This window comes from Hyphococcus formosus (genome assembly GCF_046736345.1).
Classification (GTDB): domain Bacteria; phylum Pseudomonadota; class Alphaproteobacteria; order Caulobacterales; family Parvularculaceae; genus Hyphococcus; species Hyphococcus formosus.
Window position 1 is genome coordinate 1,253,885 of sequence record NZ_CP157210.1, and the last position, 11,869, is coordinate 1,265,753.

Consider the following 11,869-nt stretch of genomic DNA (forward strand, 5'->3'; position numbering starts at 1 on the left):
TTATTTTCGCTTTTCCTTGGCGAACGGATTGCCCGGCTTTTTCAATATTAGCCGGATCGGCACCGCACGAATATCGAACGCATCCCGGATACCGTTAATCAGATACCGCTTATAGGCCGCAGGGAGATCTTCTGCGCGCGTACATTGCGCAACGAATGTTGGCGGACGGGTCTTTGTCTGCGCAATGTAACGAAGCTTTATCCGCTGGCCCGATACCGCAGGCGGAGCGTGACGCGCGGTTGCTTCCTGTAGCCAGTCATTCAGCTCCGGCGTTTTCACCCGCGCATTCCAGTCAATGTAAATCCGTGTGACCGCCGGCATCAGCCGGTTGGTGCCCATGCCGGTCAGAGCCGAAAACGCAACGATTGGAATACCCACCGCTTGCGGCAATAACCGATCGGCCATTTCGCGCATTGATCGCATGGCCGCATCGCGATCCTCGATCAGGTCCCATTTATTGACCGCGAGCACCAAACCGCGCCCTTCGCGCAGCGCAAGGTCGGCGATCTGTAAGTCCTGTTTTTCAAATGGCGACGTCGCTTCCATCAAAAGAACAACAACCTCGGCAAATTTGATCGCACGCAGACTATCGGCAACGGAAAGCTTTTCGAGTTTCGACTGGACCTTGGCTTTTTTGCGCATACCGGCAGTATCGAACAATTTCACCGGCCAATCGCGATCTTTGCCCTGCCATTTCCATTCAACAGAAATTGAATCGCGCGTAATGCCCGCTTCCGGCCCGGTCAAAAGTCGGTTCTCGCCAATGAGATGATTGACCAAAGTTGACTTGCCCGCATTCGGCCGACCAACAATTGCGACCCGAAGCGGCTTTAACGGGTCATCCCATTCCGCCTCTTCTTCGTCCTCTTCGGACTGCCATTCCGCTAAAAATGGCTCGAGCAGATTGTATAGCTCGGCCATGCCTTCGCCATGCTCAGCGGAGATCGCCAACGGCTCACCAACCCCAAGCCCATAGGCATCGTAAAGCCCTGCGTCACCGGCGGAGCCTTCGGCCTTGTTCGCGAGCAAAATGACCGGCTTGCCGCTCGCCCGCAGGATCGATGCGAAAGTCTTATCAAGCGGCGTCACGCCAGCGCGCGCGTCGATCAGGAACAAACACGCGGCAGCTTCGGCCAGCGCGATGTCCGTTTGTTTACGCATCCGACCTTCGAGCGCGGCTTCGGGCGCTTCTTCAAGGCCCGGTGTATCGACGACCGTAAAGGACAAATCGCCCAGACGTGCCTCGCCCTCGCGGCGGTCACGAGTGACGCCCGGTGTATCATCGACAAGCGCAAGGCGCTTTCCGACCAAACGATTGAACAAGGTGGACTTGCCTACATTAGGCCGCCCGACCAGTGCGATTTTTACTGACATTGCGTTCGATTAGGTCCTGCGGTTCTAAGCGCCGCCGTGCGCCCTAGCGCATGGCGATAAGCTTGCCTTCCTCCGTCAGGATAAAGACTTTTTCGCCAGCGACAACCGGAGCGACGACTGAGCCACCATCAAACTTGTCCGTTTCGATGACTTCACCCGTTTCCGGCGATACGCGCACGATCTCTTTTTCCGTCGAAACAAGGATCAACTGTCCGCCAGCGAGGACCGGTCCAGCCCAGGAAATCCGGCCTTTTTTCTTCTTTTCTTTCTTGTAGCGGCGCAATTGGGTGACCCATACAATGCCGCCATCCTGCCGCGACACGCAGATCAATTCGCCCTCGATCGAGACCAGATAGATGAAATCGCCTGCAACCCAAGGCATCTGAAGGCTGGCAACCGGCAATTCCCATACTGGCTGGCCTGAGCGAATGTCGATTGCAGAAAAGCGTCCGCCATGGCTGACCACATAAACGAGGCCACGGTCGATCACCGGGCTGCCGGCAATATCATTAAGCTGCGATAGCGCCGTCAAACGGGTCTCGCGCACCATGGTCGTATCCCATACGGCGCGGCCATTGTCGGCAATAAAGGCGACAAGCTCACCGGAAGAGAACGGCGCAACCACAAGGTCGCCAGCCGCCGCCGGGCTTGAGGATGACAGGAACCGCGCAGATTCTTCGAAGGACTGAAAGGCCCAAGCGGTTTCACCGGTTTCCTGATCGAGTGCCAGAAATTCATTCGTATTCGTCGCCAGATAGACTTTTCCGCGATAGGCCGTTGGTGGTGTCCGCGCCGGTGCCGTGGTTTCGATCTGCCAAAGCTTTTCGCCAGTTTGCGCATCAAGGGCGGCGACAAAGCCGAAACCCGAGGTCACAAAAATACGGCCCTGATCAAAGGCAACACCGCCACCGAAACCGATTTGCGATGGCTTTGGCCGGCTCATGAGAACAAAATCACGAAAACGGAAACGTTCTTTGATTTCTGGTGTGAGTTCGGTTTCCCAGATCTCATCGCCAGTTTCTGCGTCAAACGCCGTGACATTCGCCGCAGCATCCAGAACGAAAACCCGGTTATCGACAACAATGGGTGGTGATGTGAGGCGTGCACGGCGCGCAGACGCCTTGCCGACATCGGCCTTCCAAAGGGTTTCCATGGTCAATGGCGCGCTCAAATGGTGGAGCGTATGGTCGGCTTCACCGCCCGGCTGCGTCCATGACTGGTTTACATAAGACGGCGGCACCTCGACCGTAACGCCCGCGAAACGCGGATCGGGCGCAAGGGCCTGATCCAGCGCGAGAATGGAAATCCGCTCATCTTCTTCTGGCGCTTCCCCATTTTCGTCAGAGTCATCTCCGCCAAACAGACCCGTTATCGGGTTCGAGCCACATGCGGATAATAGAGACAAGCCCAAAGCCACTAATAAAGCGCGCAAGGGCGAGGAAGTTATGCCTGTCATATTTTACTCTTCGTGATTGTGATCAGCGTGGTCATCTGACGGCGTATCTTCTGGCGCGTCAACAGGCTCGGCCGCAGAGTTTTCGCTATCTGTGTTTTCGCTATCTGTCGGCGCGGTGTCTGAGGTTTCCGCTGGCGCGGTCGCTTCGCCAACCGCCTTTAGGAGATCATCGACCCGCGTTTCGCCGGTAATATTCACCCCTGATTTCGCAGCCTCCGCCAGTGCTGCCAATTCTTCTGCGCGGCCACGAACACCTTCGGGTGCGCCAAGATCAATCGACAGTGCACGGAAGGACGACAGCGCGACCTCATAGTCTTCTTCGAATAATGCTGCGAGGGCCATGACTTCCCGCGCATGATACCCGAACGGGCCAGACGCTTCGGGAAGATTGCCAAGATCTGACATAACGACGTCGCGCCCATCGGCCAGCGACAGATAACCCGCACGGATCTGCGCCAACTCGCGAACCCGGCGCGGCGCATCGCTTGCGGCCAATTCGCGATAGGTTTCGATCGCTTTCAAGCGCTCGCCATTCGCCGCGTAGGAGCCCGCCCGACGGAGCGAGGCCAGCGCGCCATAGCCGCCTTTTGCCTCGGCAACCTTTTCAAGTTCCGCGCGGCCCAAGGTTGGGTCTTCTTCGAGCGTATCCACAGCATCGAGAAACTCAATCGCGAGCTTTTCCGCCTTGCTGGTCTGGAGGTGGTTCCAGACCTGCCACCCGGCGACGCCGACGACAATCGCAATCGCCGCGCCAATAACCGCAGGACCATGTTTGCGGAACATCGCCCATTGGCGTTCCTCCGCAAGTTCCTGATCCACTTCTCTTAATATTGTTTCGTCTTCGTTCGCCACTGACGCGTTTCCTGCCGCTAGCTATCTATAAAGCCGAGCCGTTCTAACGGCCTTTGTGCCCGCGCGCAACGCGGGCTGGCCCCTCGATTTGGCAGTTTAACGCTCGGAAGGATGATTTATCGCCCTCAGATCATGCCGCCGCGCGCAATCCGGTCCGGATGGCGTCGATCATCATGTCGATTTCCGCCTTGCCAGAGGTCAGGATCGGCGCGATTGCCAGATGTTCACCATTGGCCCTGATGGATACGCCCTGCTCATAGGTTTTGACGAAGACCTCGTTACCGCGCGCGCCCGGTGCGCCATCGCGGCCTTCCACCGTGACCCCGGCGGCCAAACCAATATTACGGATATCGACCACATGCGGCTCGCCTTTGAGGCTGTGAACCGCATCTTGGAAATAATCGGCCATGGACGCTGCATGCTCGTAGACGCCTTCTTCGCGGAAGACCTCTTGGGCGGCCAGGCCCGCGGCCGCAGCCAATGGGTGCCCCGAATAGGTATAGCCATGGAAGAATTCGACGCCCGCAGGGGTCGCATCCATAAAGCCATCATAAATGTGCTTACCGACAATCGCGGCCCCCATGGGCACGGCACCATTATTGATCGCCTTTGCAACCGTGACGATGTCCGGCTCTACGTCAAAATAGGTCGCCGCATTCGGCGCGCCCAGACGGCCAAAACCGGTGATGACTTCATCCACGATCAGCAAAATGCCGTGCTTCTTTGTAACTTCGCGCAGACGCTTGAGATAATTCTTCGGCGGTACGAAAACACCGCCCGAACCCGCAAAGGGCTCTACGATAACAGCCGCAATTGTCGATGCGTCGTGTAGCGCAATGACATTTTCAAGCTCGCGCATATAGGGCTCAACGTCGATCTCTGCTTCACCCTGGGTGAATGCTTGCGCCGCAGGGTCATAGGGGAATGACAAATGATCCGTACCGGGCAGAAGGCTTCCGAAGAATTTACGGTTGTTGACCATTCCGCCTACGGAGATACCGCCAAAGCCGACACCGTGATACCCGTTTACCCGACCAATAAGACGAGTGCGCGAGCCCTCCCCGCGCAGCCGGTGATAGGCAATTGCCATCTTCAGCGCCGTATCCGCCGCCTCTGATCCGGAATTGACAAAGAACACATGGTTCAAGTCACCGGGGAATTGATCGGCAACCACATTCGCCAGTTCAAAAACCTTTGGATGACCGAAATTAAACGCATTGGCGTAATCCAGCTCTTCGGCTTGTGTCTTGATTGCTTCGACAATTTTCGGATGACGGTGCCCCAGATTACAACACCAAAGCCCCGAAAAGGCATCGAGGATTTTTGTCCCCTCAGAGGTGTAATAATAATGCCCCTCTGCGCGCTCATAAATGCGCGGTGCCGCTTTAAAGGCTTTGTTCGGGGTGAATGGCATCCAATAGGATTGAAGCCAGTCATTGCGCCGTTCGACGGAATTATCTTGCGTCATAATATAGCTTTCGTCTTTATCAGGAGAGTTTCATCCAAATTGTTTTTAGTTCAGTATATTTATCGAGCGCATGTAATGATCGGTCACGCCCGAAACCCGATTGTTTAAAGCCGCCAAATGGTGTCGTTATATCACTGCCGTCCCAGCAATTCACCCAAACATTCCCGGCACGGATCGTTCTTGAGGCTTTGTGCGCATAGTTGAGATTGCTGGTCCAGATACCCGCAGCAAGGCCATAAACCGTGTCATTGGCAATGCGCATCGCATCGTCGAAATCATCAAAACCAATCGCCGAGATAACCGGGCCGAAAATCTCCTCCTGAGCGATGGTCATCTGGTTGTCCACGCCGTCGAAAATTGTCGGCGCAACATAGAAACCGCCGCTTTCGCTCAAGGCGCGCTCGCCGCCACAAACAAGTTTTGCGCCTTCGGCACCGCCCTTCTCTATGTAACCGAGGACCGTATTCATCTGGGTCTCGTCGACCAATGCGCCAAACCGCGTATTTTCATCGAGGGGATCGCCGGGTTTCAGGCCTTTTGCGACCGCCGCAACCTTGGCGAGGAATTCATCCTTGATCGAGTTCTGAACCAATAGGCGCGTGCCGGCCGTGCAGACCTGCCCTTGGTCATAGAAAACAGCCCAGGCCGCCGCAGACGCCGCCGCGTCAAAATCGGGGCAATCTTCCATGATGATTTGCGGGCTCTTGCCGCCACATTCGAGGGCGACACGTTTCAAATTACTCTGTGCACCATAGCCCATGATCAATTTGCCGACCGCGGTTGAGCCGGTAAAGACGAGCGCATCAACATCCATATGAAGCGCAAGCGCCTTGCCCGCCTTGGCACCGTCACCGGGCACCACATTAAGAACCCCGGCGGGAATGCCGGCTTCCTGCGCAAGCTCGGCTGCGCGCAGCATGGTCAGGCTTGCCTGTTCTGCCGGTTTCATGATGACCGAATTACCGGTCGCGAGGGCCGGCGCGAATTTCCACGACGCCATCAGCAACGGAAAATTCCACGGGGTGACCGCCCCGACTACACCTAACGGTTCGCGAACGATCATCGAGACCGCATCATGCGGCGACGGGCCTAGCTCGTCATAAATTTTGTCGATGGCTTCGGCGTAATAACGGATCGTCTGAACCACCAGCGGAATATCCGCATTGCGCGTGTTGCGAATGGGCTTGCCCATATCGAGGGTTTCGAGCAGTGCGAGTTCGTCACTATGCGCTTCGATCTTGTCGGCAAAGGCCAACATTACCTGACGGCGCTTGCGCGGCGGCATTTTGCTCCAGACGCCGCTTTCAAAACTTGCGCGCGCAGCCTGCACGGCCGCATCAATATCCGCCGCATCACACGCGCTCAGCTGCGCAATCTCAGACCCGTCAATCGGCGTGATGCACGGCAATGTTTCGCCCGATCGCGCAGGCGTAAATTCGCCGCCAATAAAAGCCTCAGTCCGTATCGTGACTTTTTTAAGGGCCGCAGCCACACCATTTGAGAACGTCATGATTATCTTGCTTTCATTCGATTAGGCCTTGAGCGCGAAGCTCGGCCCGTTCTTCTTGCCATTTGAGCATATTCATTTCGATAAAGAAAAACGCAACGATCCATAACATCGCGTCCCATGCATCCCATGGCTCTCCTAAATACCACCAATAGGCAGCATTTACGAAGAGAATTGAATATAACAAGGCCTTAAACGACTTATAGGCGAGAAAGAATTTCGTACCGATCAGCGCCGATGATTTCAGATAGATTTCAAGCTCAATAATGATGACGATCAAAACCCAAAGACCGGCATTCAACACATCGGTCCAGGCGAGCCGTTTGATCAGGCTGAGATTTTCCGACGAGGTGAACATATTATCACCCGCATTATAAAACGCGTTCGCGACTAGCGTCTGGCAATTGGTTGCATTGAGCAGTTCATAATCGTCAAGCGCATTCGCAAAAGATGCCCCCGTTCCCACAAGCCCACATGGGTCTGGCCCGGTGTAAGCATCGAACCCGAACGGCACATGCAGCGTCGCGATATAGCCATAAAAGGAATAAAGGATCACTGCCCAGCAGGCGAAACTGACAACGCTGATGACGCCATCAACCCAACCTTTGATTTTTTCGTCAGGCAGAACCCATGTTTCAAGCTCCAGGAGCATCAACAATACAAGCCAAGCGGCCGTGTCGATAGAGTCTGTGTAGGCGACAATGATGTCACCCAGACCGACGCCATTTTCATAAGTGAACGAACTGCCCGAAAAATTTTCCAGAAAGAAATGCCCGGTATTGATCGCCAACAGGGCGTAAACGGAATATTTGAAAATCTGGAAAAATCGGCCAGTGCGTATAAACATATGTTACCCAATAAACTGCGTCGGCACGATTGGCCGACGCAAGGCAATTTAAAACTACGAGGGGTGTACGCGGTGACCGGTTGGTCAGCCGCCCCACTCGTAACTCATACGGACACCAAAGGTGCGTGGCCGGATTGGCCCAACAAAATGCGCCGGAATGATGCCGCCAGATTCTTCTGCGCCCGCGAAGCCATCCTGATCGGTCACGTTTTCCACATAGCCAATGACCGACCAACCCGCTTCGGCTTTATAGCCCAGCCGCAGTGCCATATCGAACAGGCTTGGGGTGATTGCTTCATCAAGATGCGCCGCGCCGCCATAGGTTTTGCTCTGCGCGGTGAATTCCGCCGCGCCATAAATCTCACCCGCACCGGCAGGAACATTCATCCGCAAGACACCGGCACCTGAGAATTTCGGCACATTGGCGAGCGACAGCCCTTCGCAATCATCCGTACCGTCACAGATTGACTGAACATTCGTGGCTTCCGTGCCTAAATAAGACCCGGACAGGAGAATACCGAAATATTCACCGAGGTCAGTATCGATCGATCCTTCGATACCCCAGCCTTTTACGTTACCGATATTTTCGACAACGATGCCGCCACCAGTTCCGGCCACGGTCTGTTGCAGGTCTTTATAGGTGTAATAATAGACATTGCCATCGATGCGCGAGCGCCCGCCAAACGCGGTTCCCTTGAACCCGGCCTCGTATGACCATGCCTTTTCCGGATCGAATGTGTCTGGTGACGCATCCCCTGCCGCAAGATTAATACAATCGGTCGAAAATGGTCCGCAATAGGTTGTGGCCGAACCATTTGGCACAACGGTAAAGCTACCAAAACCACCGGCCTTGAAACCGCGTGTCGCGCTGGCAAACAGCATCACATTATCACTGGGGTGATAGCGCACCATAAAGCGCGGGGTGAATGCATCCCAGCTTTGCTTGGCCTCATGGAAGTCCGCAGAGGTGAAGCCAAGCGCAAAATACGGGCCGAGCTGGCTGTCCACCGGTAAGGCGCGAATTCCGAATTTTTTGGTATCGCGCGAATAGCGAAGACCGACCCCAATATCGAACTGTTCGCTCAACTGCCAAGTCGCATCAACATAAGCCGCAAAGCCATGATAACGGCCACGAACCTGATTGCTCTCAACTAGCCCGTCTGGGTTTGGCGTGAAGGAATAATAGTAATAAGCGAAATATTCCGTACAGGAATTGATGCCGTAATAGCTCAGATAATACTGACACATGACCTCTTCATCAGCGGCCTGTGTGAAAAGGACATCGATTTCTTCGTTATAGTAGGATGCACCAGCATACCACGATAGCGGACCATCATTATCGGAAACGACGCGCAGTTCCTGCTCGAAATAACTGCCTTCCTGATCTTGGCTATAGTCGTTTATCCGAAGCGGCGTTCCGTCGAAATCTTCAGCATAGAAATAGGAATGATCTTTATAGCCCGTGATCGAACTTATTATCGCGCCACCAAGATCATAATCGAGCTGCAGACCAAAGCTGAGGATCTCGCCATTATCGGCCTCGCCCAACCCTTGATCGCTATCAATATCGTTGGGCGTTCCGCCAAGCGAGAGGCCAAATACATCAACCAGCGTATCCCATGAATCGCCTTTTTCTGTTGCGCGATAGAGCGCACCAGATTGCATCCGCTTTTCATATTCAACGGTAAACAGCGCCTCAAATGCGTCTTTGCTGTAAAGCGCAGAAAGACGACCGGCATATTTTTCCGGCTCGACCTGTTTATCGATACCGGGCCGCGCAACATTTTCGACATAGCCATCTTCATGCGCGCCATAGCCAGAAATTCTGAGGGCAAAAAATTCGTTGACAGGAAGATTGAGCGCCGCCTCACCAAAAATCCGGTCGCGTTCACCGACATCAAGTTCAGCATAGCCGCTATATTCATCGAGCCTTGGCTTTGCGGTGTGTACGCTGATCGCACCGCCAATTGCGTTCCGGCCAAACAAGAACCCTTGCGGGCCGCGCAATACCTCTGCGCGCTCCATATCAAACAAGCTAGAAACAGCCGCGCCATTTCGCCCCTGATAGAGACCGTTCTTGAAAAGCGGAATGGATGGATCGCCACCCACACCAAAATCATTTGTGCGGATACCGCGGATGTTTAGAAAGTCGATAAAACTATCGAGTGAATTCCCGCTTACGCCCGGCGTAAATTTCACGAGATCCTTGATGTCATCAAGATTGGCGTCGCGCACAAACTCACCGGTATAGGCCGAGATCGCCAGCGGCACTTCCTGAATTGACTCGTCTCGTTTGGTCGCGCTGACGATGATTTCGTCCCGTTGCGCCAGTGCCGCGCTCGATGTCAGCATCGCGGCCGCTGAACATCCGGTTAGCAGGAAGGCTTTTTTGAGATTGATCTGTGCCATGATGCTGCCCCTCATCTATGTTGCCCCTTCTTTGGTGCGCCGACAATGAACGCGCGGCCGGTCACACAACTATTTTCAATCTGAATTGGTAACAACAAAGCGAAATCGCGACAATAGGAGATGCATTTTTGCGATCCCGAAAAATAATTTTTTGGACAATTCGAGGCGAAAATACAACGCCGGCTTAACCGATGCCGCCTCTAAATACTCCATAATTTCAATAGAGTAATCATTTCCTCCAAATAAATAGCATATCTGGCAGCAATCTTGAATTTTTTGCCTTTTTTGTGATCACAAAAGCGAATCAACTATCGAGTTCCAACCCGCCATCGCGCAATATTGTCTGCATCGGCACCAATTTATCCTGATAGCGCCGCCAGCGCCCGACCGAACGTTGATGCGGCTTCTCCCTTACCTGAACTGCGCTTGCGGTCGCCACCGCCGCTTTCTGGGTATGAAATTCAAGGCAGGCATCTTCCCAATCAAGGCCGAGAAATTCGATCAAGCGGCGCGCGTTTGGCTCATGGTCCGCGACCGTATCTTCGTAGGAAATATCAAGGAAACGGCCCGGGAATCGCTCCCTCCATCGCGCCATCAGATTGGCATAACGCAGGTGATGCCGCGCCATTTCTTCTTGATCGTAAGAATGAAAATAGGCTTCGGCGAAAAGCTGTTTATAGCTCGCAAAACAACTATCCATCGGGTGACGGGTTAAATGGATGATACGCGCATCCGGCAACGCCTTTAGAATAAGCGGCAGGTGCAGGTAATTACCCGGCAGCTTATCAACAAAGCGCTCGGCATCTTTCCGCATTGGCGCAGACGCGCGCAGATATTCCCGGCCCAGATCAGTCGGGTTTATCTTCGCAGATGCGCGGATTGCCTCGGGCGATAGGCGGTCACTAAAGCTACCCTCGGTTAAGCGGTGAATGGAAAGCCCAAATTGTTGCAACTCACCGGCCGATTCAACGGCGGAATGACTTGTGATGATCCGCTCGATCAGGGTTGTGCCGGTGCGCGGCTGCCCCACAACAAAGATGGGTGCCGGATCATGATGCCCTCCCCCCGCACGCGCGGCCCATTCTTCGGTGAAACTATCTTCCAGCGCCGCGAACATCGCCTCCTCTTTTGCCTCATCAAAGGTCAGGGTGCTTCGCTTTGCGGCTGCTCCTAATGAAAAGGCGCGAAAGGCTTTGTCCCAGACTTCACAATCCTCAAATTCCTTACCGGCCGCGTAGCCAAGAAATGCCTTTGAATGGGGGTCTTTTGCCGCTTCTGCCTTTTTCAACAGCGCATCCGCGCGCGCAGGCGTTTCCGCTTTTCGCAGCGAGGATAAAAGCCACTCCGCCTGCGCAATATTGTCATTGCGGTCCAATAAGGTTTTAAGCGTTGCCTCGGCCTCGTCTGTCTCGCCAAGAAATATTTGCGCGCTCGCAAGGTTCACCGCATAGGCCGCTCGTTCCGGCGCTTTTTGAACGGCACGTTTATACCATTTCTTTGCGTCGTGCTGATTGCCCAAAAGCGACGCCACAACACCAATAAGATCTTCAACCGCGGGGTCATCCGTACCCGCATCGGTGGCCTTTGAAAGCGCCTGCTCCGCTCGCGCTGGTTGCCCCATCCGCATAAAAATACGCGCGAGCTGCGCCCAGGCCGCTGCATGATTTTTAGATAATTTCGTGACCGATCCGAATGCGCTGGCCGCCGTTTTCAAATCATTCATATCGAGCGCAACCAACCCGACCAGAAAATGCACTTCCGGATTTGCGCGATCCAATGACATCGCCGCGCGGCAACATTCCGCTGCGCGTTTTGCGTTTCCCTCGTTCAATGCCGTAAATCCGGCTCGGAGAATTTCAGTTATTTTGCTCTGTTTTACATTCATCTTTTCTGCCGGAAGTATAAATCCGAGAAACCCTCTTGTGATCACGTTCGGTCATTGTCATCATATGATGC

At 54.3% G+C, this 11,869-nt stretch carries 8 protein-coding genes; all 8 read right to left on the reverse strand.

Annotation, left to right across the window (positions count from 1 at the left end):
• The 8 genes from der to ABFZ83_RS05895 all read right to left on the reverse strand — a co-directional run bounded on the left by der (position 1) and on the right by ABFZ83_RS05895 (position 11,798).
• A complete protein-coding gene (der, locus tag ABFZ83_RS05860; protein ID WP_411818501.1) occupies positions 1-1,374 on the reverse strand; it encodes a ribosome biogenesis GTPase Der in 1,374 nt (457 codons plus the stop codon).
• A 43-nt stretch (positions 1,375-1,417) separates the two neighbouring features.
• On the reverse strand, positions 1,418-2,830 hold the full coding sequence (locus tag ABFZ83_RS05865) for a PQQ-binding-like beta-propeller repeat protein (RefSeq protein WP_411818502.1): 1,413 nt from the start codon (positions 2,828-2,830) through the stop codon (positions 1,418-1,420).
• Positions 2,831-2,833: 3 nt separating this feature from the next.
• Positions 2,834-3,682: a tetratricopeptide repeat protein gene (locus ABFZ83_RS05870; RefSeq protein WP_411818503.1), complete on the reverse strand. Its 849-nt coding sequence runs from the start codon at positions 3,680-3,682 to the stop codon at positions 2,834-2,836.
• 130 nt (positions 3,683-3,812) lie between these two features.
• Entirely contained in the window at positions 3,813-5,150 is a 1,338-nt protein-coding gene (locus tag ABFZ83_RS05875) for an aminotransferase class III-fold pyridoxal phosphate-dependent enzyme (protein WP_411818504.1), read from the reverse strand.
• A 19-nt stretch (positions 5,151-5,169) separates the two neighbouring features.
• Positions 5,170-6,660 (reverse strand): aldehyde dehydrogenase, encoded by a 1,491-nt coding sequence (locus ABFZ83_RS05880; protein ID WP_411818505.1) that lies wholly within the window; start codon positions 6,658-6,660, stop codon positions 5,170-5,172.
• Between the two features lie 13 nt (positions 6,661-6,673).
• Positions 6,674-7,504, reverse strand: a complete 831-nt coding sequence (locus ABFZ83_RS05885) for a hypothetical protein (RefSeq protein WP_411818506.1) — start codon at positions 7,502-7,504, stop codon at positions 6,674-6,676.
• Between the two features lie 84 nt (positions 7,505-7,588).
• A complete protein-coding gene (locus ABFZ83_RS05890; RefSeq protein ID WP_411818507.1) occupies positions 7,589-9,928 on the reverse strand; it encodes a TonB-dependent receptor in 2,340 nt (779 codons plus the stop codon).
• A 289-nt stretch (positions 9,929-10,217) separates the two neighbouring features.
• On the reverse strand, positions 10,218-11,798 hold the full coding sequence (locus ABFZ83_RS05895) for a tetratricopeptide repeat-containing sulfotransferase family protein (protein ID WP_411818508.1): 1,581 nt from the start codon (positions 11,796-11,798) through the stop codon (positions 10,218-10,220).
• Between the last annotated feature and the right edge of the window lie 71 nt (positions 11,799-11,869).

Coding starts and splice junctions, on each gene's coding strand:
- der (WP_411818501.1), bottom strand. CDS start 1,374: ATGTCAGTAAAAATCGCACTGGTCGGGCGGCCTAATGTAGGCAAGTCC.
- ABFZ83_RS05865 (WP_411818502.1), bottom strand. CDS start 2,830: ATGACAGGCATAACTTCCTCGCCCTTGCGCGCTTTATTAGTGGCTTTG.
- ABFZ83_RS05875 (WP_411818504.1), bottom strand. CDS start 5,150: ATGACGCAAGATAATTCCGTCGAACGGCGCAATGACTGGCTTCAATCC.
- ABFZ83_RS05890 (WP_411818507.1), bottom strand. CDS start 9,928: ATGAGGGGCAGCATCATGGCACAGATCAATCTCAAAAAAGCCTTCCTG.
- ABFZ83_RS05885 (WP_411818506.1), bottom strand. CDS start 7,504: ATGTTTATACGCACTGGCCGATTTTTCCAGATTTTCAAATATTCCGTT.
- ABFZ83_RS05880 (WP_411818505.1), bottom strand. CDS start 6,660: ATGACGTTCTCAAATGGTGTGGCTGCGGCCCTTAAAAAAGTCACGATA.
- ABFZ83_RS05895 (WP_411818508.1), bottom strand. CDS start 11,798: ATGAATGTAAAACAGAGCAAAATAACTGAAATTCTCCGAGCCGGATTT.